Consider the following 25255-nt stretch of genomic DNA (forward strand, 5'->3'; position numbering starts at 1 on the left):
CAGAATAACAGAGGATTAAGTCATTATGAGTACATTTACCATCCGCTTGACCACATCCGCTCTTAATCCTAACAGTCTTACGTTAGGTTACCAGCTAGATGTTGGCGCACCTAGTTTCGTCGATATTATTGTTACAAATAGTTTAGATACGGCAATGGTTCCAAATGGCATCTACGATGGATACTGTCTTAATCCCATATCTATAATTTATCCTTCGCCGACGACCTACGAAGCACAAAGCTACGCGGGTAACGCCGTTGCGTCTTTCCAAGCAGTGGGTCTCAATGCGCTGACGCTGACACAGGTCAATCAACTTAACTGGCTATTAACGCAGAATTTTACCTCTGACCCTAAATACAGCGGTCAATTCAACTATGGTGAAGTTCAGACGGCTATCTGGAAGATAATTGGTTTTACCGACGAGCAGATTGCGAGTGAGCAGATATATCTAACTGATAACAATCGTCAGGTTGTCAGTAAGTCAGATTTTGAATTTCTCATTTCTGCGTCGCAGTCTGCCGTTGCCAATAACGTTCTGCCGTCAGACGCTTTTTTCACAATGGTGATCGATCCAGCTGGCGATGCACAGCCGCTTATCTCTATGGTACGGGCGGCTGAGTTAGGCAATTATGTTTGGTCAGATGCCAATGCAGACGGTATTCAGAACAACGGTGAAGTTGGTTTAAGTGACGTCTCTGTTTATTTATGGCGTGATTTGAATAGTGACGGCAAATTCGATCAAATAACTGAAACGCTAAATCAAACTGTAACCGACAGCAGTGGATATTATAATTTCAAAGGTTTAGCGCCGGGTTTCAATTATCAGGTGTATTTTGCACCTAAAGATGGTTATGTATTCTCTCCTGCGAACATAGGTGATGATGGTGCAGATTCTGATGTAGATAAGGACGGATTAAGCCAAGTCATTACACTCGCTGCTGGCGAATCAAATCAAACGATTGACGCGGGTTTGATTGGAAGATCACAACAGAATTCGACGCCTGCGAGTTTGTCCGGTTTTGTTTATCAAGATGAAGGCAACGATGGCGCATGGGATGGAGTTGCAGCAGGGATTGAAAACGTTGTTGTTACTTTGCTTGATGCTAGCGGCAATCCAGTTCTTGATGCGAGTAACAATCCTATTACTGCAACAACTAATGGCAATGGCTTTTACACGTTTAACGATTTAAAACCCGGCACTTATGGCGTTTCTGAAGCCCAGCCGACTGGTTATTTAGACGGCAAAGATACAGCAGGCGAATTCGGTGGTGGTACGGCAGGCAACGACATCATTACTGGTATCGTTTTAGCGGAAGGTCAAAATTCACTGAATAATAACTTTGGTGAATTAAAACCTGCGAGCGTATCCGGTTTTGTATACATCGATAATAGTGACGATGGCATCAAAGATGGCAATGAATCGAGTATTAGTGGCGTTACTGTTACTTTGACTGGCACTGATGATTTAGGCGTGATCGCTCCGATTAGCGTTCAGACCGATGAAAATGGCAAATACAGCTTTGATGATTTGCGCCCCGGCACTTACACCGTCAAAGAAACTCAGCCGACTGATTATTTAGATGGAAAAGATAAGGCTGGCGCACCGGGTGGCGGTGTTGCAGGAAATGATGTTATCAATACCATCGTGCTCAATTCTAGCGATAGCAGTACCAATAACAATTTCGGTGAATTGCCGCAGCCTGCGCAATTGTCCGGTTTTGTTTACGTTGATGCAGGCGATGACGGCACTAAAGGTGACGATGAAACCGCAATTGGCGGCGTGACCGTGACGCTATTGGATGTAGATGGAAATACCGTTGCAACCGCAACAACCGATGATGTTGGTTATTATGAGTTCACTGGTTTAGCTGCTGGAACCTATACCGTTGTTGAATCGCAACCGGATGATTATTTAGACGGTAAAGACACGGCAAGTAACGGTGCGGTGATTACTCCTGATACCGATAAAATCAGTGTCACGCTGATTGCTGGTGATGACAGTAAAAACAACAATTTCGGTGAATTGCCGCAACCCGCGCAATTATCCGGTTATGTTTATGAAGACGCTCACGATGACGGTGTTAAAGGTGTAGGCGAAACCGCAATTGGCGGCGTGACCGTGACGCTATTGGATGCAGATGGAAATACCGTTGCAACCGCAACAACCGATGATGTTGGTTATTATGAGTTCACTGGTTTAGCTGCTGGAACCTATACCGTTGTTGAATCGCAACCGGATGATTATTTAGACGGTAAAGACACGGCAAGTAACGGTGCGGTGATTACTCCTGATACCGATAAAATCAGTGTCACGCTGATTGCTGGTGATGACAGTAAAAACAACAATTTCGGTGAATTGCCGCAACCCGCGCAATTATCCGGTTATGTTTATGAAGACGCTCACGATGACGGTGTTAAAGGTGTAGGCGAAACCGCAATTGGCGGCGTGACCGTGACGCTATTGGATGCAGATGGAAATACCGTTGCAACCGCAACAACCGATGATGTTGGTTATTATGAGTTCACTGGTTTAGCGCTGGAACCTATACCGTTGTTGAATCGCAACCGGATGATTATTTAGACGGTAAAGACACGGCAAGTAACGGTGCGGTGATTACTCCTGATACCGATAAAATCAGTGTCACGCTGATTGCTGGTGATGACAGTAAAAACAACAATTTCGGTGAATTGCCGCAACCCGCGCAATTATCCGGTTATGTTTATGAAGACGCTCACGATGACGGTGTTAAAGGTGTAGGCGAAACCGCAATTGGCGGCGTGACCGTGACGCTATTGGATGCAGATGGAAATACCGTTGCAACCGCAACAACCGATGATGTTGGTTATTATGAGTTCACTGGTTTAGCTGCTGGAACCTATACCGTTGTTGAATCGCAACCGGATGATTATTTAGACGGTAAAGACACGGCAAGTAACGGTGCGGTGATTACTCCTGATACCGATAAAATCAGTGTCACGCTGATTGCTGGTGATGACAGTAAAAACAACAATTTCGGTGAATTGCCGCAACCCGCGCAATTATCCGGTTATGTTTATGAAGACGCTCACGATGACGGTGTTAAAGGTGTAGGCGAAACCGCAATTGGCGGCGTGACCGTGACGCTATTGGATGCAGATGGAAATACCGTTGCAACCGCAACAACCGATGATGTTGGTTATTATGAGTTCACTTTAGCTGCTGGAACTATACCGTTGTTGAATCGCAACCGGATGATTATTTAGACGGTAAAGACACGGCAAGTAACGGTGCGGTGATTACTCCTGATACCGATAAAATCAGTGTCACGCTGATTGCTGGTGATGACAGTAAAAACAACAATTTCGGTGAATTGCCGCAACCCGCGCAATTATCCGGTTATGTTTATGAAGACGCTCACGATGACGGTGTTAAAGGTGTAGGCGAAACCGCAATTGGCGGCGTGACCGTGACGCTATTGGATGCAGATGGAAATACCGTTGCAACCGCAACAACCGATGATGTTGGTTATTATGAGTTCACTGGTTTAGCTGCTGGAACCTATACCGTTGTTGAATCGCAACCGGATGATTATTTAGACGGTAAAGACACGGCAAGTAACGGTGCGGTGATTACTCCTGATACCGATAAAATCAGTGTCACGCTGATGCTGGTGATGACAGTAAAAATAACAACTTTGGTGAATTGCCGCAACCCGCGCAATTATCCGGTTATGTTTATGAAGACGCTCACGATGACGGTGTTAAAGGTGTAGGCGAAACCGCAATTGGCGGCGTGACCGTGACGCTATTGGATGCAGATGGAAATACCGTTGCAACCGCAACAACCGATGATGTTGGTTATTATGAGTTCACTGGTTTAGCTGCTGGAACCTATACCGTTGTTGAATCGCAACCGGATGATTATTTAGACGGTAAAGACACGGCAAGTAACGGTGCGGTGATTACTCCTGATACCGATAAAATCAGTGTCACGCTGATGCTGGTGATGACAGTAAAAACAATAATTTGGTGAATTGCCGCAACCCGCGCAATTATCCGGTTATGTTATGAAGACGCTCACGATGACGGTGTTAAAGGTGTAGGCGAAACCGCAATTGGCGGCGTGACCGTGACGCTATTGGATGCAGATGGAAATACCGTTGCAACCGCAACAACCGATGATGTTGGTTATTATGAGTTCACTAAATTAGCTGCCGGAACTTATACCGTTGTTGAATCGCAACCGGATGATTATTTAGACGGTAAAGATAGCGTTGGCTCAACCGGCGGTAATAATAGCGTCAACGATACGTTGAGTGGCATCGTGTTGGCTGCTGGTGCTAACAGCCAGAACAATAACTTTGGTGAATTACCACCGCCGCCCGCCAATGTTGGTGTGGACATTGAAAAGTACGTGCGCGGCAGCATGACTGAAACGAATACTTCTGGCAGCGGCAGTGAAGGTTTTTCCCCTGGTTTCTGGAAAACTCATGCTTGCACCAAAGATGTCAGAGATTGGGAAGCAACCGGTTATACGACAGGTGACAGCGTTGAAGCGATTTTCGGAATTGAATTGCGCGGTACTCCAACCCTGCTGAGTGCTTTAGATACTGGCGGTGGCGGTGTAAACGCGTTATTGCGTCAATCGGTTGCGGGTTTATTGAATGCGTCCAATCCGAATGTCGATTACAAATACAGTGCGGCTGAAGTCATTCAGATGACAAAGACTGCGGTAAATAGTGGCAATTACACTGCAACGAAATCATTGCTTGAAACCGAGAATTCAAAAGAAGGCGATCTGTCGAGCAGTGCGCCAGCGGCTGGGACAACGACTATTGAAACAGCGAATGATGATGCAGATAACGCTCCCGGCATTTCGTTGAATATCGGTGACACCGCAATTTATACCTATGAAGTTAAGAATAAGAATACGGGTGATGTCGCATTAGATAACGTCACGGTGACAGATGACAAAATTGCTTCACTCACTTTTGTCAGTGGCGATACGAATAACAATAATCGTTTAGATGTCACCGAGACTTGGGTGTATACAGCGAGCGAAACCGTTACGGCGACCGGCTTGCGCACCAACATTGGAACGGTAGTTGCGAAAGCTGCTGGGAAAACCGTGACGGATTCCGATGCAGCGAACTACACCGCTGCAGCGCCGCCGGTAGTGAACAACGCTAGCCTTGGTGATTACGTTTGGTTGGATAAGGACGGCGATGGAGTGCAAGACACTGGTGAAGTTGGAATCGCCAAAGTCAAGGTGACGCTGACGGGTGGCGGCGCAGATGGTGTGCTCGATACCACAGGCGACAACATTACGAAAACGACCACCACCGATGCCAACGGTAAGTACAGTTTCAGTGATTTGGCAGCAGGTGAATATCAAGTCACCTTTGATGCCAGCACCGCAGGCAGCGGTTATGTTCTGACTGCACAAAATGCTGGCAGCGATGATGCGAAAGATTCTGATGCCAATACCAGCACGGGTAAAAGCGAGATCGTGACGCTGGATGCTGGTGAAGCGGATACTACGATTGACGCTGGTGTGTATCAGAAAGCCAAAGTAGGCGACAAAGTCTGGGATGATCAGAATCACAACTACATTCAAGATAGCGGCGAATTGGGCGTTGGCGGTGTGACTGTCAAACTGTATGGCGTCGGCGCAGACGGCGTGATCAATACTACTGATGACACCTTGGTAGCGACCACCACCACTGGCACAGATAAAACTGCTACTGCTGGTCAATACGAGTTCAGCAATCTCGATCCCGGCACTTACGTCTTAGAGTTCAATAAAGAAAATGTTTCGCACTGGAACTACAACCGTTCGAACAACATGAGCGACTGGAAATGGGCAGTAAAAGATGCCTATAGCAATTCTAAAGACACGCTCGATTCCGATGTCGCTGGCGATGCAAAAGCCACAACGAACATCACTAAAACCGATCCTTTTACTTTGGTATCAGGTCAAAGTGATATGACGAAAGACGCCGGTATCACGCCAATCGTGATCGATCTGACTGGCGACGGCATTCACACCATCGCCCGCGCTGCATCCACTGCGACCTTTGATTTGTTTGGCAACGGTACGCCAATCACTTCCGGCTGGCTGTCGGCTGATGACGGCTTTTTAGCAGTTGATAGCAACCACAACGGCAAAATTGACGGCATTTCCGAATTGTTCGGTGGTCTGAAAAAAGGCGACGGTTTCGCCAAACTCAGCAGCTTTGATAGCACTGGTAACGGCATCGTTGATGCAGCAGATTTGGATTTTTCCAGTTTGAGCATTTGGCGGGACATCAACGGCAATCACGCCACCGATGACGGCGAATTATTCAGTTTGGCAGCGGTTGGCGTGACCAGTTTGAAAACCAGCTTTGATGAAAAGCCATCCATCGACGCCGGCAATTTGCTGTTAGAACGCAGCAGTGCCACGTTTGCTGATGGTCATCTCGTTGAAATGACGGATGTTTATTTCAATGTCTCGGCTGCCGATGCTGCCGCTGCCGGAATTAAATTGACCGGTTTTAGCGATTTAATCGGTGATTCTAGCTGGCTGATCTAGTCTATTATTCATTCCAGACTGCCGCAGTCTGGAATGCCGAAAATCAAGCGCCGTATTTGCGGCGCTTTTTTTATGCGCATCCATCAGACCACGTAATCACGTATTCTGATTAGCTTTTTCTGCATGAGCACCATTGACGCGATGACACATCAACCACGCAAACGTTTTGGGCAAAATTTCCTGCATGATCCCAGCGTAATCGCCCGTATTCACGCTGCCATCGCTGCGCAACCCGGCGAGCGATTGGTCGAAATCGGTCCCGGTCAGGGCGCAATCACCGCAGGTTTATTAACCGCAGCGGGTGCGCTTGATGTCATTGAATTGGATCGGGATTTAATTGAACCGCTGCGCCAGCGGTTTGGCAGCAATACGTTGCGCATTCATAACAGCGATGCGCTCCAATTTGATTTGCGCACGTTAGTCAGCGCCGGTGAACGGCTGCGCGTGATTGGCAATCTGCCTTACAATATTTCAACGCCGCTGATGTTTCACTTTCTGGATCAAGCAGATAGCATCATTGACCTGCATCTGATGCTGCAAAAAGAAGTGGTTGAGCGCATCGTGGCTGCGCCGGGCAACAAGGTTTATGGACGGCTGTCAATCATGGTGCAAAGCCGTTGTCAAGCGAGCTGTTTATTCCGCATTGGTGCTGGCGCGTTTACGCCCACGCCAAAAGTGGAATCCGCCTTTTTACGTTTGCGCCCGCTGCAACCATTGCCGTATCCGATTGATAATCCGGAACTTCATTTTCGTTTGGTTGCTGCTGCATTTGGACAACGGCGCAAAACGCTGCGCAATAGTCTTGCTGAATTCGTCACACCCGCACACTTTGCAGCAACGGAAATTGACCCTAAATTACGCGCTGAAAACCTTGATGTTGAAAGCTATGCGCGGCTGGCAAATGCAGTGAACGCAACGGAATTAGCGATATGAATTGCAAATGTTGTGTATGTCATTAAAGCTAATCAGTGACAGTGCCAGAGCTTTTCATTAGCATCACTTAACCATTTTATAACGCCTGATTAAATCAGGTGGTATTTCCTTTCCGAGAAAAGAAAATATGTTCCAAAAAATCAAACGTTTATTGACTTCGCTATTGCCGTTGATCCCAGCGGCGCGGCAATTGCAATCGTGCGGTGATTGCTGCAAATTGCCGTATCCCTGTCCCTTTTTGCGATTCGATCGATGGTTTGAGCAGTTGCGCGGTTTATCATTTTCGTCCGCCGAGTTGCCGCAAATATCCCGCGTCGCTGCTGAAATTTGACCCCGCACACCTGCGGGTTCTTTTTTATCGCACCGGAGCAAATTGCTCACACTCATTCGCCACCAAGTTTTGAACCGGCGCAGGCGAAAGTCTGGGCAACGGAAGAATCCGCCTAATTGATTGCGCGTTAATGCGCCCCGCGCCAGCCCCGAATTTCGGTGAACTGGCGCGGGGCGCAGTTTTTTCCACTGATTATTCAATCGGATAAGTTTGGCGATGCAGCCGCTCCAATACCGCTAAATCGACAAACATCGCATCGCCAGCGAACCAACCAACGCTCGCGCTGGCTGTTCAGAATCGCCCAATTGATCGACCACCAACGGCACTCCATCAAATTCATGCGTGGCGGTGTAATCGTTGAGCGTGACCACCAGTGCTTTTAAGCCAGCCGCCAATGCTGCACGTGCGCCGTTATCGGAATCTTCAACCACAACGCATTCATCCGCCCGCAAACCCAATTCCGCCAGCGCCAGCGTGAAAATGTCTGGCGCGGGTTTTTTCGCTGGCACGACATCGCCTGCCGCAATCACGTCAAACCAATCGCGCAAACCCGGAACGCCACAGTTATCAAGCAGTTCGGCGACATTTTCCGGCGTGGTCGTGGTCGCAATCGCCAGCCGAATTCCTGCTGCGCGTGCTTCGCGCAAGCCGAACGACGCCAGAACGCAGCGGAATTGCGCCGGTTTGCAGCATTGACGTAATGCCGTGTTTTGGCGCGATGCAGATCGGCGATAAATGCTGCTTCATCTGCACTTCATAAACGAATCGCATCGCTGTCCATAAAATAGCGGATGCGTTCTTTACCACCAGTGACCGTTAATAATTCACCATATCGCGCTACATCCCAATGCCAATCCAATTGCGCTTCAGCAAAAGCGGCATTAAATGCGGGGCGATGACCATCGCGTTCAGTATCGGCAAGTGTGCCATCAACATCAAAAATAATGGCTTTAAATCCAAACATTGCTGGCGCTCCAAATCGTAAATAATGGAATGAACTAGGCAGTTAAACGCCGATATTTTAACCGATGTGGTTGATCGGCATCAGAACCCAAACGGCGATGACGATCCGCTTCATAATCAGCGTAATTGCCTTCAAACCAAGTCACTTGCGAATCGCCTTCAAATGCCAAAATATGCGTGGCGATGCGATCTAAAAACCAGCGATCATGGCTAATCACAACTGCGCAGCCGGGAAAGGTTAATAACGCCTCTTCCAAAGCACGGAGCGTTTCAATATCTAAATCATTGGTTGGCTCGTCAAGCAATAATAAATTGCCGCCACTTTTTAATAACTTGGCGAGATGAACGCGATTGCGCTCGCCACCGATAAATCACCGATGCGCTTTTGTTGATCGCCACCTTTGAAATTGAAACGCCCGCAATACGCCCGTGATGGCATTTCATAGCGTCCAACATGATGGTATCTGAACCATCGGAAATTTCTTCCCAGATGGTTTTATTATCATCTAATGCGTCGCGGCTTTGATCGACATACGCAATCTGCACCGTTTCACCAATCCGCAATTCGCCTGCGCAGGGTTGTTCTTGTCCAGTTAATAAGCGAAAGAGCGTGGTTTTGCCTGCGCCATTCGGACCGATGATGCCGACAATACCGCCCTGCGGTAAATTAAATGACAGATTCTCATATAACAGATTGTCACCGTAGGCTTTTTTGAGATCAATTGCCTCAATCACCAATTCACCCAAACGCGGACCGGGTGGAATATAAATCTCGTTGGTTTCATTCCGGGCTTGGAATTCCTGCGATTGCAATTCATCAAATCGCGCCATTCGTGCCTTGCTCTTAGCGTGACGACCTTTGGGATTGGCGCGTACCCATTCCAATTCGTGCTTCATCGCTTTAATTCGCGCTTGTTCCTGCTTTTGTTCTAATTCCAAACGCTGCTCTTTTTGATCGAGCCAAGAAGAATAATTGCCTTCCCAAGGAATGCCGTAGCCGCGATCCAATTCGAGAATCCAACCCGCGACGTTGTCGAGGAAATAGCGATCATGGGTGACGGCGACCACCGTGCCGGGATATTCGTGGAGAAACCGCTCCAACCACGCGACCGATTCTGCGTCCAAATGATTGGTTGGTTCGTCGAGCAGCAGCATGTCGGGTTTTGACAACAGCAGCCGACACAACGCGACGCGCCGCCGTTCGCCACCAGACAGCCGCGTCACATCGGCATCCCACGCCGGCAGCCGTAACGCCTCGGCTGCGACTTCCAAAGTCCGTTCTAAATTGTGCCCGTCAGTGGCTTCAATCAGGTTTTCGAGATCGGCTTGCTCTTTCGCCAGCGCATCAAAATCAGCATCGGCATCGGCATAAGCGGCATAAACCTCATCGAGTCGTGCCAGCGCTGCCGTGATATGACCGAGCGCTTCTTCGACGTTGCCGCGCACGGTTTTGGCGGGATCAAGCTGCGGTTCCTGCGACAGAAAACCGACTTTAATCCCGGACTGCGGACGCGCTTCGCCTTCGATGTCGGTATCCAAGCCAGCCATGATTTTCAGCAGCGTCGATTTGCCGGAACCATTCAAACCCAGCACGCCGATCTTTGCGCCGGGGTAAAACGATAGCGAGATGTCACGCAGGATGACGCGCTTGGGTGGCACGATTTTGCCGACCCGGTTCATGGTAAAAATGTATTGTGCCATTAGAGTTTACTGTTTGATTGTGAAAGAGAATGATTCAAAAATGCAGCGGAAACGTTCACGAATAAACGGTCCGCACACGCTTTAATTTTACGCATCAGCGCTGCTGGCGCTGGCGTTGTTTGTCGGGATTGCGCAACAGCACATAAACCGCGCCGGTTCCACCATCGCGGCGCGTTGCAGAACAAAACGCCAGCACTTGCTCATATTGCCGCAACCAGTAATTAACGCCCTGTTTAAGTACCGGCTGCTGCTCGGCAGAACGATAACCTTTGCCGTGAATAATGCGGGCGCAGCGAATGCGCCGGCGACCACATTCGGCGAGAAATTCCGCGATCAACTGGCGAGCGTGTTCGGCATAAAGTCCATGTAAATCAACTTCTAGCTCAACTTCAATCGCGCCGCGTTGTAAATCGCCCAAGACGCGCCGTTGTATTCCGGGACGGCAAAACAGCAAGTAATCGTGAGTCTTAATCGTGGATTGAGACGGAATCAGCGGCGCAACTTCATCGGGCGGTGCAATCGGCAGCGGACGCGGAAACGGCGACGGTTTGGGACGTTCAGGCGCAATCGCTGGACAATGCGCCAGCGGCGTTGCGTCCTGCACCTGCTGGCGAAACAGGTCAACATCATCAGCCTGCTGGTTTCCGCCGACGGGATTTTTCATTGAAGTGTTTATTTTTAGAGGATTTATGGAACGATTATCTCAAAATTCAGCAGCGCCAGCCGAGCCACAACGCTGGGTCAACGTATTCTGGCTGATTCTGACCACGCTGGGATTGCTCATTCTCGCAGAAGCATTTCGCGCTGCGCCGTGTTGGATTGCGCCGATGATCGTGGTGCTGCTGGCTTATCCCATTTGGACCGCGCAACGCGAATCATTTTTATTCAAGCGCCGCGTGGCATTGCTGGGCGCAGTCCACGAACACAGCCAAACGCGCCAATTATTGTGGAATGGACACCTCGGCGTGATTTTGCACATTCCGCTGGCGCTGGGTTTTGCTGCGCTACTGCTGGCGCTGAGTGTGAATTTGAGCGCCTTACATTGGCTGGTGCTGTTTACCGATGCAGTCATTTTGGCAGTGGGTTATGGCTATTTGCGCCGGAAAGTGGCAGCGCAAGTGCGCCCAGAAGTGCTCGGCGTGTTCGTGCGCCGCTGGCCACTGTGGTTGGCGAATCTGAGCCTATTAACGCTGGCATTTTTCATTCTGAATTTTTTTGTGATCGGAGCGCCCGATCTGCGCCAAACCAGTTGGCATGTTGTTGCAGAACAAGCATTTGCATCCGGCAGTCAGATAATGAGTTGCAGTTGGAGCGGCTGGCTGGTCGGCAGTTTGAGTGCGTTGGAGCAAGGAAGTTGGGCGCTGGCGCAGCAAATCATTCCCAATCTGCCGGGTTATGAATGGCGATTAGCAGCTTGGCTGTTGTTTTTATTGCAATTGAGTTGCTATCAATCATTTTTACGATTTGCAATTGGGCGTGCTGAGTCTGGTTGAAGCGCGAGCCATTCGCGCCGAATCCGTGCTGGGCGAAAGCACCTTTGCCAAAACGTTCATCGTGACGATTCTCGTGCTGGCGCTGCCGTTTTTATATGCGTCGCTGCGCTTGCGCGATCTTGATCCGCAACAGCTCGCGCCAGCGACGGCTGAAGTGCTGAATTGGGTTGATCCGTGTCAACACCAAACCACGCAAAATGCAGCGGTGCAATCCGAATTGAATGCGGAATTGGTGGCACATCAAAATACCGCAACGCAGGACAGTGAGCGCCGAATTGACCGCGAAGTGGATTTGCTGTTTGCGCCAGTGGAAGCGCAAGTCGATGATTATCTGGATTGGTATTTCACCGTTATCGGCGAATATGAGCGACTCGCGGCGCTGGCAACCGGCAAATTTTGCAGAAATGATGGCGCAGCAACTTGAACAGCATCTCTTTGTATCCACTGGATTTCACACGCAATTGGACAAAGTCGATCAGGCGCTGGTGAGCGATACGCTGACGCAAATGGCGAACTTATCGCAGCGCACCAGAGAACAAATCGACGCGCAGGTCAAAGCGAGTCCGTGTGTGCGCAGCGCCATCAATCCCGAACTGCTCGGCGATTTTGATCGTGATGTCTGGCGAACACTGGCGGCAGGCACAAGTGGCGCTGTCATCGGCGTTGCAACTGTCGTGGTCTCGAAAAAGGTCGTCGCTGCCGTCGTCGCCAAAGTTGGCGCAAAAAAGAGCGTTCAGGTCGCCGCAGCAGTGGCTGCAAAAATGGCAGCAAAAAAAGGCGGGAGCGTATTGGCTGGCGCTGCAACCGGCGCTGCGATCTGCGCACCGTCTGGTCCAGTGGCGATTTGTGCGGAATTGGCGCAGGTGTTGCAACTTGGATTGCGGTTGATAAAGTCGCAATTGAAATTGATGAATCTGTGTCGCGTGAAAAAATGCGGGCTGAAATTTTAGATGCAGTGATTGAAGAAAAACGCAATTTAAAAATCACTTTGCAACAGCGTCATACTTCACTCATTGCAGAATTAACGCAAAATCTTCAAACCACGCTCGACGGTGTATTCATTCCAGCGCGGAATGGGTTATAACAAAATGCTGCTTTTAAGCATATTTCGAGGAATAGAAAAGAATGAAACGTTTTTTGATATTGTCAGGATGGATAATCACTGCTGCATTCACATTTCCAGTGTACGCAGCAGATGATCTTGAAGGGCGCGTAGGACGACTTGAACGTATTTTCGAGAATCAGAGTGGCTCTGATTTATTATTGCAAGTGCAGCGATTGCAAGCTGAAATGCAAGAATTGCGCGGCTTAGTTGAAACACAAAAACTCAATATCGACAAATTGCAGCGCCAGCAACGCGATCAATATCTCGATATTGATGCGCGACTTGGCACAAATCATTCTACTGCGCCGCAAACACCATTGCCGAATAGTGTCGTTGATGCGAGTGGAACCAGCACCGATGAACCTGCGCCAGCACCTGTGGCTGCACCAATTGCGCCACCGTCAACCGGTCCGATTGGAATTCCAGCACTGCCGCAGCCAGAAACGCAAAGCGGCAATGAACGTGATGCGTATGCAACAGCTTTTGCGTTATTAAAAGAGCGCAATTATGACGCAGCAAAAACGGCATTTACTCAATTATTGCAAAGTTATCCGCAAGGCGAATTTACTGACAGTGCGCAGTATTGGCTGGGCGAAACTAATTATGTACAACGCGATTATCCTGCCGCGCTAGAAGCCTTTAATCAGCTCATTCAAAATCATCCGAATAGCCCTAAAATTGCGAATGCGTTACTACGAATTGGTTCTATTCAATACGATCAAAAGGCTTTCGCTCAGGCGAAAATTTCGTTGGAACAGTTAATAAGTCGTTTTCCGAATAGCACCGAAGCGCGGCTGGCGCGTAGTCGTTTAGAACGTATTAACGATAACGCGCCTTAAAAATAAAAGACAAGGTTTACATTCTCTCAAACGAAGCAATGCTAAACCTTGTTGAAATTGGCTACTTCATTTCTGATTTGTTCAAAACAAGGTCTATCCAATGACTCAGTATTATTTGGAATTATCTGAAGAAGAAACCAACGGGATTTCCCATAAATTTTATGCAGTCACCACAGAAGATTGCAGCGTAACCATTCAATATGGTCGAATTGGAACTGATGGCTCCAAAAGCACATCTTCTTATGCTACGCCGCAGGAAGCGGAAAAAATGGCTTTGAAAAAAGTCAATGAGAAAAAAAGAAAAGGTTATACCGAAGCGATTAAAGGTGTGCGCAAAAAACGCACCATCACGCGCCGCGAAATTGTCAGTCAACCGTCAACGATTAAACATACTGTTCCGATAGTGTGGAAATTTAATTCTGGTTCGAGAGCGTTTGGAATCTTTATTGACCAACAAACGTGCTGGGTCGGGAATCAAGCCGGTTTGGTCTACAAGCTCACGCCCGAAGGCGAAATCATCAATCAATATCGTTTTGCAGAAGGAGTGAAATGTATTGTTGGCGATAGCAATTGGATTTATATCGGTTGCGATGATGGGAATGTTTATGATTTATCAGGAAAGATTCCGCGCTTGGCGTATGAAATCAACGAAAATATTGATATTTTTTGGTTAGATATTCGCAATGGACTGTTGGGCGTTTCAGATTCAGGTGGAACCTTAACCACGATTAACTATGAAGATGAATGTCAGTGGTCGGCAAAAAGTGCGGGAATACATGCGTGGATGGTGCGCTGTGATGAAGATGGTCGAATTTTCTATGGTGATTCAGATTGCGTGAGTTGTTTTGACGGTTGGGGCAATGGCACTGCGATTTGGAAAAAAGCGGTTAGTCGCGTATTGTTTGGCTGGTTAGGTCAAGAATACGTTTATGCTGGAACTGGAAATTCTAACGTCACCGTATTGACTCGGCAGGGAGAAGAAAAACAAATTTGTAAAGCCGATAACGCGGTTTTTTCGTGCGCTGTTTCACCAGATGAACAATACATTTTCGCAGGAGATAGTTATTCTTCACTCTATTGTTTTAGACCTACTGGTGAACGCTTGTGGAAATTAGCGACGGGTTGTGGTTCAGCGTATTCAATGCAGTATCTCGATGAAAAGCTCTATATTGTTACAACTGACGGTTCTTTAGCTTGTATTGATGTGAGTGAAGCTGCGATTGAAGCTGTAATGAACGGTCAAACGATGACCGCTCGTAAAATTACAGCACCCACGTCACCAACTCAATTGGTTGCAAGTGATATGCTCGAAGCAGCGCCAGCAAACACCGCTGGAATTGTTTTGCAGTGCATTAAAGAAGGTGCGAAGTTGCGAATTAAAGTGGTTTCGTCTGGCTATCAAGATTGGTATGTGCAATTTCCGCGTAATTTACGACAAGAAGGAAAATTCTATCTCGTGGATGGAATTAAAGAAGCGTCAAAAGGCGGCTTTTATCGCGTAATTGGTAATATCTACGCGCACACTTGAGAAGCACCTTATTTCATTCTGACTTTAATGCGGTGCGCCGTTCGCGCTGGCGCACCAGCCACCACGCTGGCAATACCAATAACACCAATAATCCTGCGCCAATCCATAATGGCCAGCGAATTGGCTGATTCCACACATGACGTAATTGCTGGCGCAGTGTCGGATCAATCCGCCGATATTTCAAGTGTTATTCGCCATTTGATTGGGATGCAGGTTATACATCCATTGATGATGCAAACTGAATGATTTAGGAAAAAAGCCCCACACCCAAGGCGCATCAGCGCGGGCAATTTCAATCAGTCGATCAATAATGACCTGCCGTTCGAGGCTGTCGTCCATGAACTTCATTTCTTCAAATAACCGGTCAAATTCGGAATTGGCGTAATTAGCCGCGTTTTCGCCCTGATGCGCGACTTTGCCATTTGGTCCGTATAGCAGAAATAGGAAATTCTCTGGATCGGGATAATCGGCATTCCAACCCAGCATGAAAATTTGCGCCGCGCCCGTGCGCAATTTGTCCTGAAAACGGTTGTAGTCCGTAGCGCGAACGACTAATTCAATGCCGAGTTTGGCGAATTGTTTGCGCATCCAATTCAATCGCGCTCGATCATCCGGCCCAGTGGCGACTGCTTCGTAATTGATGGTCAACGTGCGCCCAGTCTCGCGGTCAATGCCATTCGGATAACCGGCCTGCGCCATCAATGCCTGCGCCGCCGCCAGCGGACGCCGCACCGCTCGCCCGTCGCGCCAGTCGTAAACCAGCGGATTGATCCCCGCTGCATCCTCGCGGTAGCCGAAAATGCCCGGCGGCAGCGGGCCGTGCGCCACCACGCCGCGCCCGTTGGCGAAAATCGAAATAAACTCTTCGTAATCAACGGCAATTGAAATGGCTTGCCGCAGCAGCCGCGCCCGCTCGCTGTCACCGCCAACCACCGCGTCGAGCATGTTGAATCCCAAATAATAATTCGCCGGTTCTACCGAAGTGAGCAGCCGAATACCTTGGTCGCGCATCGTGTCGGTCAGAATCGGCTGCCCATCAGCGGCGATTTGCACTGCTTGATCGAAGGCGTCGGAGGCAATGCCGGAGCTGTCGTAATAGCCTTGGAGAAACTTGTTCCAACGTGGAATATCTTCTTTTTCAAGGCTATAGATCGCACGATCCAGCAGCGGCAGCGGTTGACCCGCGTCGGCGAGAATGCCGGATTCGGCATCGCCGGGCATTCCATCGCCGGGATAAAACTCCGCGTGGAAATTCGGGTTGCGCGTCAACACCATGCGCAGATTCGGATTGTTTTCGCTCAACCAAAACGCGCCAGTGCCGACCGGATACCAATCCAACGTGATATTGCGCTCCGCCAATCCGGGCTGCGCATAAAACACCTCGGCTTCCCACGGCAGCGGCGCGAAAAACGGCATCGCCAGCCAATACGCAAATTGCGGATATTTGCCATTGAGACTGATGCGGAAACGGTAGCGATCCACCACTGCAACGCCGGCAATGTTGGACTGGCGCAGCGCAGCAACCTGCGCCAACGCCGTGGGCGGCGGAGCGAGCGCCAACTGCTCGGCGAATTCCTGAAAACCGAGAATGTGTTGTCCCATCACGCCAGCAATCGGCGAATGCAGCCACGGCGCAGCCAGCCGTTTGATTTGATACACGAAATCTTCCGCGATCAGCTCGCGGCTGCCGGTTTTCGGGAAATCCGCCAACCGCGTGATGCCGTTCACATCTGCGGCAGTCAGCGCGTGATAACGAAACTGCCCAGCGGCATCCTGCGCCAGCGCCGGATGCGGTTGAAACCGAATGCCCGGCTGAATACGAATGAGGTAATCACTGCGGGCGATGTCGATTGCTGGCGCGTCATTCGGCAACGGCTTCGCCCGCTGCGTTGAAATACTGCGGCGTCGGCACTTCGGCAGCGGACAGCGGAATCAAACGATAAGGGCGCAGTAAAAAATGATATTGCAGCGGCGGTTCGTAAATCTGCGCGAGAAAAGCGTATTCGTTGGCGCTGTAAGAACGCGCAGGATCAAGATGTTTCGGGCGCTCATCGAACGCGCTGTAGACCGTTTTGCTGTCAGCGTCGGCAGCAGGATAGGGATCATTCCAAGGTTCATCGCTGCATCCGGTCAGTACCAGCGCCAGCAGTCCACACATCAAGCGCCACATTGCGTTCATTATTTCGAGTCGCCCTTTGAGATAAGTTTCGATACTGTTAACGCCCGCATTCGGGAGCGTTCCCGATGAATTCTATTCTTAACTGCACGATGGAAATTAAAAACATGGGATTTTTAGACGGCAAAAAGATTTTAGTGACCGGTGTCGCCAGCAATCGCTCGATCGCGTGGGGCTGCGCAGATGCGATGCACCGCGCTGGCGCGGAGATTGCGCTGACTTATCAAAACGACAAACTCAAATCTCGCGTTGAGGATTTAGCGGGGCAATGCGGCTCAAATCTGGTGCTGCCGCTCGATGTCGGCAGCGATGCAGAAATTGAATCGACATTCAAAGCGTTAGCGGAAAAATGGGACGGTCTGGATGCCATCGTGCATTCCATCGCATTTGCGCCCCGCGAGCAGTTGGAAGGCGATTATGTGGATGCAGTGACGCGGGAAGGTTTCGCTGCTGCGCACGACATCAGCGCCTACAGCTTTGCGGCGCTGGCGAAAGCAGGTCGGGCGCTGATGGATGGACGCAACGGCGCGTTGGTCACGATGAGTTATCTGGGCGCAGTGCGTGCCGTGCCGAATTACAACGTGATGGGCGTGGCCAAAGCCAGTTTGGAAGCGAATGTGCGTTATTTGGCTGCATCGCTGGGACCAAAAGGGACTCGCGTGAATGCTGTTTCCGCTGGCCCAATTCGCACATTGGCGGCGGCGGGAATTGCTGATTTCCGCGACATGCTCAAAAAAGTGGAAGAACGAACTCCGCTGCGCCGCAACGTGACGATTCAGGAAGTGGGCAACGCGGCAGCGTTTCTGTGTTCCGATTTGGCATCAGGCATCACTGGTGACGTGCTCTACGTTGATACCGGTTATCACATTCTCGGTCTGGGATAAGTCGAACAGTAGCCCCCCTTTGGAAAAGGGGGTTGGGGGATTTATCAACAAGGCTTTTTATTACAACAGCAGAGTGGCGTTGTTGAGCACTGCAACTGCTTGATTTCATAAATCCCCCAACCCCCCTTTTCCAAAGGGGGCTAAAGGCATCAAGCCGTTGCGGGTTTTTTTGGCAAATCAAAATTGCTTAAAGCTGATCTTCAGGGCGCGGCGCAGTCCGTTCAATCTCAGCGCGGCGCTCCATATCTTTCAGCATTTCTGCGTAGACCTGACGCGCCAGCACCTGCGCCAACATCGCTGCTTCCGGTGCGGTTTTCAGATCGGCATTCGCAGTGATTTCACCATCCTGAACCCGCAACAGCCGCACCACCGCCATATCACCCTGCGCCAGCCGCGCCGTGCCCACACTCACTGCGCCCTCAGTCGGCAACGGCAGCGTAAATGCGGTTTCCAGCACTTCGGCGGGAATTTTGTCCGTTTGTCGCGTCACCAAACCCGGTGTTTCCAATTTGGCATTGCCGAGCACTGCCGTCCAATCCGCGCCTTCGCGTAATTGCTTCGCGGCAGCACTCGCCGCAGCTTCAGTCGCTGCACTGGCGGTTTTAGCTTTGATCGCAGCGATAATCTCATCGCGCACTTCCGCCAACGGTTTAACGTCTGCTGCCCGATGTTCCGCCACGCGCACCACCACAGCTTGCAGCGAATCGCGTTCTGGCTCAATCAATTCGCTGTTGCGCCCTCGGTGAGCACTTCTTCACTGAACGCTGCCGCCAGCACCTTCGGCTGACTGAGAATGCCCGTGCCGCCGGTACGCGCCAGCCAGTCGCTTTTCTGCACCGTCAAACCCAGTGCTTCCGCAGCAGGTTCCAACCGATCCGGCGATTCATACGCTAGATTTGCCAGCCGCTCGCCGAGTTCATAAAACTGCGCATCGCTGCGTTGTTTGCGCAATTCCGCCAGCAATTGCTCGCGCACTTCCTCAAAAGGTTTCGTCACTGGCGGCGTGATTGCGGTGACAACAATCAGGTGATAACCAAATTGGGTACGGACTGGTGCGCTCACTTCGCCAACCGGCAAGGCAAATGCGGCTTGCTCAAATGCCGGAACCATCACACCTTTTTCCACGTCACCGAGTGAACCGCCCTGCGCCGCACTGCCGGCATCGGCGGAGAATTGCTTGGCTAAATCGGCGAAGGCTTCGCCCGCGAGAATGCGTGCCCGAATGTCGTTGAGTTTGGTGAGCACCTCATTTGCGGCTGCATCATCGGCATCGCTAGCAACTTTCAACAGTAAATGACTGATTTGACGGCGTTCGGGTTGAATAAACCGCGCCGGGTTGGCGGTGTAATGCTGGCGCAGTTCGTCATCACTGATGACCGTTTGCGTTGCCAATGCGCTGGCATCAAGCAGGATGTAATCGAGTTTGACTTGCTCTGGCGTTTGAAAACGAGCGGTGTTGGTGTTGTAAAACGCGCCGCTCGCAGCATCATCGGGCGGCGTGGCGGGGGCAAAATCTGCGGTATGAAATTGCGTATAAACCAGTTCGCGCTGTTGCTGGATCAACCGTTGATATTGCGAAAATTCAGCGCGAGTGACGAATTCGCTGCCTGCGACGGCGCGGATCAGTTGTGTACCGGTCATTTGCTGGCGCACCTGCGCTTCAAATTGCACGGGCGTTAATCCCTGAAGTTGCAGCATTCGTTCATAGGTTTCCCGATGAAAGCGCCCATCTTTTTGAAAAGCAGGTTCAGAAAGTATCTGTAATTGAACATCTTGATCAGAAACTCGCAGTCCCAGTTGCTGAGTGACATCGCGCAGCAGCAGTTCTTGAATGAGGTTTTCGAGCACCTCGGTGCGCAGCCGCTGATCCTCAAAGGTAGCGAATTTGTCACTGTTGCCGAGTTGTTCGCGCAATTTGATTCGCGTTTCTTGAACGCGCCGATCCAGATCACGATTGGAAATTTCAATGCCGTTGATTGTGGCGGCAACAGGTTCACTGCCGACATCGAAATAAGACTGAATACCCCAGAGGGCAAAGGGAATGCTGATGAGCGCGACGATGACCCAAGCAACCCAACCTTGAGTGCGTGTGCGGATAGTCTGAAGCATGGCGGCAGGTCGAAATAATTAAGAGATTTAGAAACAAAAACGGGGCACCCAATGGGTGCCCCGTGCTATGTCGTTTGGCGGAGCGGACGGGGCTCGAACCCGCGACCCCCGGCGTGACAGGCCGGTATTCTAACCAACTGAACTACCGCTCCAAACTTTCAGTATTACAACTTGGTGGGTGTTGTAGGGATCGAACCTACGACCCTCGCCTTGTAAGGGCGATGCTCTACCATCTGAGCTAAACACCCTTAGGTAACAACAGGCGACTATTGTATGGCATCTTTGAGTGCTTTACCAGCCTTGAAAGCAGGTGTTTTTGATGCCTTGATTTCAATGCTTGCCCCAGTCTGTGGATTGCGACCCATCCGCGCTGCCCGTTCCTTGACTAAAAAGGTACCGAAACCAATCAATGACACCGTGCCCCCTTCCTTCAGGGTATGAGCAATTTCATCAATCATCATATCTAGGGCACGGGCGGCGGCAGCCTTAGAAATATCCGCAGCATCCGCCATCTTCTCGATGAGTTCCGATTTATTCATGTGTTTTGTTCCTCATTAAACAGCGATGATCGATTCAGATATTCGGAAGGTCAAATCACACGACCATTCTCAAATGATGGCGCATCCTAAGACGGGAATCGTGTTGGAGCAACCAACTTTTCAGTCATTCATGTCGCAGTGTTGGCTTTTAATGACGCAACTGCACTGCCTGATCGTCAACTGCATCGGTCGGCATCTCCGGCGAGTCTACCGCTGCAACCGTGATCGCATCTTCATTCGCACCTGAACCACCCAGCGCCGTTGGATGCTCAACCAGCGCTAGATTCAACACCTCGTCGATCCATCGTACCGGATGGATTTTCAAATGTTGCTTGATATTTTTAGGAATTTCGGTCAAATCCCGCGCATTTTCCAGCGGAATAATCACCGTTTCAATTCCGCCACGATGCGCAGCCAGCAGCTTTTCTTTCAGTCCGCCAATCGGCAACACCTCGCCACGCAGCGTGATCTCGCCAGTCATCGCCACGTTGGAACGTACCGGAATTTTCGTGAGCGCCGACACCAGCGCCGTGCACATCGCCACGCCTGCGCTCGGCCCATCTTTCGGCGTCGCGCCTTCGGGAACGTGAATGTGTATATCGAAATTATTGTGAAAATCGGGTGGCACACCCAGCGCATCCGCTCGCGCCCGCACCACTGTCATCGCTGCCTGAATCGACTCCTGCATCACATCGCCGAGTTGACCCGTATACGTAAATTTGCCCTTGCCAGGCACCAGTGCTGATTCAATCCGCAGCAATTCGCCACCGACTTCCGTCCACGCCAGCCCCGTCACCTGTCCAATTTGATCGTATTCATCGGCACGACCGTAATGAAAACGCTGCACACCGAGGTATTTCTCCAATATCTTGGCATTAACAATCGTAGAAGTATCGCGCTTTTTTAAGAGCACTTCTTTAACAACCTTGCGGCAAATTTTGGAAATCTCACGTTCCAAATTGCGTACACCTGCCTCACGGGTGTAATGGCGAATAATATCGCGCAGCGCACTCTCACGAATCACCAATTCACCATCTTTTAGACCATTATTTTTGGTCTGCTTGGGCACTAAATACCGCTCGGCAATTGCGACTTTTTCATCTTCGGTATAACCAGACAACCGAATCACTTCCATGCGATCTAATAATGCTGGCGGAATGTTGAGCGTATTCGCAGTTGCAACAAACATGACTTCAGAAAGATCGAAATCTACCTCAAGATAATGATCAACAAAAGTATGATTCTGTTCAGGATCAAGCACTTCTAATAGCGCCGACGCTGGATCACCACGAAAATCCATTGCCATTTTGTCGATTTCATCCAGCAAAAAGAACGCATTGCGTGACGCAGCTTTCGATAGATTCTGAATGATTTTGCCGGGCAATGCGCCAATGTAAGTGCGCCGATGACCGCGTATTTCCGCTTCATCGCGCACTCCACCGAGCGACATGCGCACAAATTTGCGATTCGTCGCCCGCGCAATCGATTGACCGAGTGACGTTTTACCGACACCCGGCGGTCCAACCAAACACAAAATTGGTCCTTTCAATTTCCGCACTCGCTGCTGCACTGCGAGATATTCCAGAATACGTTCTTTTACCCGTTCTAATCCATAATGATCTTTATCCAATACCGCCTCAGCGACTTGCAAATCATTATGAATGCGTGTGCGTTTTTTCCATGGAACACCAACCAGCGTGTCAATGTAATTACGCACCACTGTTGCTTCAGCAGACATCGGCGACATTAATTTGAGCTTATTTAATTCTGCCAGCGCCTTGGTTTTGACTTCAGTGGGCATTCCTGCGGCTTGAATACGCCGAGCGAGGTCTTCGATTTCATTGGGCGCATCTTCCAATTCACCGAGTTCTTTCTGAATCGCCTTCATTTGCTCATTCAAATAATACTCGCGCTGATTTTTTTCCATCTGCCGCTTCACCCGTCCACGGATGCGCTTTTCCATTTGGAAAATATCGCTTTCAGACTCCATCAATCCCATCAAATGTTCAAGTCGCGCCTGCACATCAATGATTTCCAACACGCGCTGTTTTTCATCGAGCTTCAGCGACATGTGCGCTGCCATCGTATCGGCTAATCGTCCCGCATCATCAATGTTTGCCAGTGAGGTGAGTACTTCTGGCGGTATTTTTTTATTGAGTTTGACGTATTGATCGAACAGATTCATCGCTGAACGCATCAGCACTTCTTGCTCGCGCTCATCGGCATTAAAGATTTCATCTAATGGCTTAATGATTGCGGAAAAAGAAGTCTCAGTGGTGACAAAGCTTTGAATAACAGCTCGTTGATGACCTTCAACCAATACTTTCACTGTGCCATCCGGCAATTTAAGTAACTGCAAAATATTCGCCAGCGTCCCAATATCGTATAAATCTTTGACACTCGGATCATCTACTTCGGCGCTTTTCTGTGCGACAAGCAAAATTTGCTTATCAGTGGTCATTGCGCCATCAAGTGCATGAATAGATTTGTCGCGTCCAACGAATAGCGGAATCACCATGTGGGGATAAACCACCACGTCCCGCAATGGAAGAACCGGAACTTCTTGAGAAGCGAGTGGTGCAGCAGCGGGATTGTGTAGTGCCATGAAAATCTGCGCTCATTCAAAGGATAATCAATAAAACAGGTGATGTGCGTATTCGGATAAGAATCGCGCATCACTGTCGCAAAAAATCGGAATGGAAGACAACGAGGATCGGAATGGTGGACGGAACATTTCATTCATGCAGCGCCCATGATTGGTGCGCTGCGATAATTGCTGATTGATGCGTTATTCGGCGCCAGCAGCCTGTTTTTCCATGCTGATGCAGTCATAAATGAGGAATGGTTTGTTATCACCAGCAATCACTGACGCATCAATGACGACTTTACTGACGTGATCCATTGATGGCAGATCGTACATCGTATCCAATAACACTTGTTCCATAATGGTACGCAGCCCGCGAGCGCCAGTTTTACGCTCCATTGCTTTACGCGCTATTCCACCGAGGGCATCTTCACGCAATTCCATTTGTACACCTTCCATTTCAAATAGCCGCGCATATTGCTTCACTAGCGCATGTTTTGGCTCGGTCAGAATACGCACCAATGCCGGCTCATCCAATTCTTCTAACGTCGCCAATACCGGCAGCCGTCCGACAAATTCTGGAATTAAACCGTAACGAATTAAATCTTCCGGTTCGACCGTGCTCAGGATTTCGCTGATTTGACGGCTGTCATCTTTGCTGTGCACTTCTGCCGAAAAACCGATACCGGTTTTGCGCGAGCGATTTTGAATCACCTTATCCAGCCCAGCGAACGCACCGCCCACAATAAACAGGATGTTAGACGTATCGACTTGCAGAAATTCCTGCTGCGGATGTTTGCGCCCACCCTGCGGCGGCACCGAGGCAATCGTGCCTTCAATCAGTTTTAACAGCGCCTGCTGCACGCCTTCGCCTGAGACGTCGCGGGTAATCGACGGATTGTCTGATTTACGCGAAATCTTATCAATTTCATCGATGTAGACGATGCCGGTTTGTGCCTTGTCAACGTCGTAATCGCATTTTTGCAGCAGTTTCTGAATGATGTTTTCAACATCTTCGCCGACATAGCCAGCTTCGGTCAGGGTCGTTGCGTCAGCGATGGTAAAGGGCACATTGAGCAGCCGCGCCAGCGTTTCTGCCAGCAGCGTTTTGCCGGAGCCGGTTGGCCCAATCAGCATGATGTTGCTTTTAGCGATCTCAATATCTTCTTTCGCTTCAGCAACTTCTAACCGTTTGTAATGGTTATACACTGCAACCGAGAGGACTTTTTTGGCCTTCTCTTGCCCGATGACAAATTCATCCAAACGCGCCTTAATTTCACGCGGTTTTGGCAGATGACTGGTGTTTTCGCCAACGCTGTCCTGCATCTCCTCGCGGATAATGTCGTTGCAGAGTTCGACGCATTCGTCGCAAATGAATACCGAAGGACCAGCAATGAGTTTGCGCACTTCATGCTGGCTTTTGCCGCAAAACGAACAGTAAAGCAATTTACCTTCGTCGCTTTTGCCGTGATTATTTCCACTCATCGAAGATGGGTCTCCAGTGGTTCGTTTAAGGA

19 protein-coding genes, 2 tRNA genes and 3 pseudogenes are annotated in these 25255 nt (G+C 49.8%); 13 read left to right on the forward strand and 11 right to left on the reverse strand.

All coding sequences use genetic code 11. The features are described from left to right. The first annotated feature begins 25 nt into the window (after positions 1–25). The 6 genes from CXB77_RS06410 to rsmA all read left to right on the forward strand — a co-directional run bounded on the left by CXB77_RS06410 (position 26) and on the right by rsmA (position 7486). Entirely contained in the window at positions 26–2581 is a 2556-nt protein-coding gene (locus tag CXB77_RS06410; RefSeq protein ID WP_105073242.1) for an SdrD B-like domain-containing protein, read from the forward strand. 29 nt (positions 2582–2610) lie between these two features. Further along, positions 2611–3243: an SdrD B-like domain-containing protein gene (locus CXB77_RS06415; protein WP_105073243.1), complete on the forward strand. Its 633-nt coding sequence runs from the start codon at positions 2611–2613 to the stop codon at positions 3241–3243. Between the two features lie 29 nt (positions 3244–3272). Further along, on the forward strand, positions 3273–3752 hold the full coding sequence (locus CXB77_RS06420) for an SdrD B-like domain-containing protein (protein ID WP_105073244.1): 480 nt from the start codon (positions 3273–3275) through the stop codon (positions 3750–3752). Further along, on the forward strand, positions 3683–4012 hold the full coding sequence (locus CXB77_RS06425) for an SdrD B-like domain-containing protein (RefSeq protein WP_105073245.1): 330 nt from the start codon (positions 3683–3685) through the stop codon (positions 4010–4012). The genes CXB77_RS06420 and CXB77_RS06425 overlap by 70 nt, the downstream gene beginning before the upstream one ends. A 21-nt stretch (positions 4013–4033) precedes the next feature. After that, positions 4034–6553: an SdrD B-like domain-containing protein gene (locus CXB77_RS06430; protein WP_277949377.1), complete on the forward strand. Its 2520-nt coding sequence runs from the start codon at positions 4034–4036 to the stop codon at positions 6551–6553. A 141-nt stretch (positions 6554–6694) separates the two neighbouring features. After that, a complete protein-coding gene (gene rsmA / locus CXB77_RS06435; RefSeq protein ID WP_105073483.1) occupies positions 6695–7486 on the forward strand; it encodes a 16S rRNA (adenine(1518)-N(6)/adenine(1519)-N(6))-dimethyltransferase RsmA in 792 nt (263 codons plus the stop codon). A 523-nt stretch (positions 7487–8009) separates the two neighbouring features. On the opposite strand, the pseudogene CXB77_RS06445 reads toward rsmA, so the two are convergent. From CXB77_RS06445 to CXB77_RS06455, 3 genes and pseudogenes are all read right to left on the reverse strand, one after another. Next, positions 8010–8781, reverse strand: a pseudogene (locus CXB77_RS06445) (HAD-IA family hydrolase). Positions 8782–8815: 34 nt separating this feature from the next. Further along, positions 8816–10481: pseudogene (gene ettA / locus CXB77_RS06450) on the reverse strand (energy-dependent translational throttle protein EttA). Positions 10482–10575: 94 nt separating this feature from the next. After that, complete coding sequence (locus CXB77_RS06455) at positions 10576–11145, reverse strand: Smr/MutS family protein (RefSeq protein ID WP_105073247.1); 570 nt, start codon at positions 11143–11145, stop codon at positions 10576–10578. 25 nt (positions 11146–11170) lie between these two features. Between CXB77_RS06455 and CXB77_RS06460 the strand changes: the two genes are divergently transcribed. The 6 genes from CXB77_RS06460 to CXB77_RS06480 all read left to right on the forward strand — a co-directional run bounded on the left by CXB77_RS06460 (position 11171) and on the right by CXB77_RS06480 (position 15446). Beyond that, a complete protein-coding gene (locus CXB77_RS06460) occupies positions 11171–11974 on the forward strand; it encodes a hypothetical protein (RefSeq protein ID WP_105073248.1) in 804 nt (267 codons plus the stop codon). Then, positions 11958–12398 carry a hypothetical protein gene (locus CXB77_RS06465; RefSeq protein ID WP_146108742.1) on the forward strand — a complete coding sequence of 147 codons (441 nt, stop codon included), beginning with the start codon at positions 11958–11960 and terminating at the stop codon, positions 12396–12398. Before CXB77_RS06460 ends, CXB77_RS06465 begins: the two co-directional genes overlap by 17 nt. Beyond that, positions 12298–12924, forward strand: coding sequence for a hypothetical protein (locus CXB77_RS06470; protein ID WP_146108743.1), 627 nt, complete (start codon positions 12298–12300; stop codon positions 12922–12924). The genes CXB77_RS06465 and CXB77_RS06470 overlap by 101 nt, the downstream gene beginning before the upstream one ends. Then, positions 12906–13058: a hypothetical protein gene (locus CXB77_RS19630; RefSeq protein ID WP_172452573.1), complete on the forward strand. Its 153-nt coding sequence runs from the start codon at positions 12906–12908 to the stop codon at positions 13056–13058. Before CXB77_RS06470 ends, CXB77_RS19630 begins: the two co-directional genes overlap by 19 nt. 41 nt (positions 13059–13099) lie before the next feature. Continuing rightward, the gene (gene ybgF, locus CXB77_RS06475) at positions 13100–13918 is read left to right on the forward strand and encodes a tol-pal system protein YbgF (protein WP_105073251.1); all 819 of its coding nucleotides are present in this window, start codon (positions 13100–13102) and stop codon (positions 13916–13918) included. A 100-nt stretch (positions 13919–14018) separates the two neighbouring features. Then, positions 14019–15446 (forward strand): WGR domain-containing protein, encoded by a 1428-nt coding sequence (locus tag CXB77_RS06480; RefSeq protein ID WP_105073252.1) that lies wholly within the window; start codon positions 14019–14021, stop codon positions 15444–15446. Positions 15447–15459: 13 nt separating this feature from the next. Here the strand turns inward: CXB77_RS06480 and CXB77_RS06485 are convergent. Continuing rightward, a pseudogene (locus CXB77_RS06485) lies at positions 15460–17625 on the reverse strand (ABC transporter substrate-binding protein). 104 nt (positions 17626–17729) lie between these two features. On the opposite strand from CXB77_RS06485, the gene CXB77_RS06490 reads away from it, so the two are divergent. Continuing rightward, complete coding sequence (locus tag CXB77_RS06490; protein ID WP_105073484.1) at positions 17730–18506, forward strand: enoyl-ACP reductase FabI; 777 nt, start codon at positions 17730–17732, stop codon at positions 18504–18506. 187 nt (positions 18507–18693) lie between these two features. On the opposite strand, the gene CXB77_RS21395 is transcribed toward CXB77_RS06490, so the two are convergent. The 7 genes from CXB77_RS21395 to clpX form a co-directional block, all read right to left on the reverse strand. Beyond that, positions 18694–19230 carry a hypothetical protein gene (locus tag CXB77_RS21395; RefSeq protein ID WP_242445503.1) on the reverse strand — a complete coding sequence of 179 codons (537 nt, stop codon included), beginning with the start codon at positions 19228–19230 and terminating at the stop codon, positions 18694–18696. Further along, on the reverse strand, positions 19227–20615 hold the full coding sequence (locus CXB77_RS06495) for a SurA N-terminal domain-containing protein (protein WP_242445504.1): 1389 nt from the start codon (positions 20613–20615) through the stop codon (positions 19227–19229). Before CXB77_RS06495 ends, CXB77_RS21395 begins: the two co-directional genes overlap by 4 nt. Before the next feature lie 75 nt (positions 20616–20690). Next, positions 20691–20767, reverse strand: a tRNA-Asp gene (locus tag CXB77_RS06500). Positions 20768–20787: 20 nt separating this feature from the next. Then, positions 20788–20863: transfer RNA gene (locus tag CXB77_RS06505), tRNA-Val, on the reverse strand. Positions 20864–20881: 18 nt separating this feature from the next. Further along, complete coding sequence (locus CXB77_RS06510) at positions 20882–21154, reverse strand: HU family DNA-binding protein (protein WP_105073253.1); 273 nt, start codon at positions 21152–21154, stop codon at positions 20882–20884. Positions 21155–21302: 148 nt separating this feature from the next. Beyond that, positions 21303–23759, reverse strand: coding sequence for an endopeptidase La (lon, locus tag CXB77_RS06515; protein ID WP_105073254.1), 2457 nt, complete (start codon positions 23757–23759; stop codon positions 21303–21305). A gap of 183 nt (positions 23760–23942) precedes the next feature. Next, on the reverse strand, positions 23943–25223 hold the full coding sequence (gene clpX, locus CXB77_RS06520; protein ID WP_105073255.1) for an ATP-dependent Clp protease ATP-binding subunit ClpX: 1281 nt from the start codon (positions 25221–25223) through the stop codon (positions 23943–23945). Positions 25224–25255 lie beyond the last annotated feature (32 nt).

The organism is Chromatium okenii (assembly GCF_002958735.1).
Classification (GTDB): domain Bacteria; phylum Pseudomonadota; class Gammaproteobacteria; order Chromatiales; family Chromatiaceae; genus Chromatium; species Chromatium okenii_A.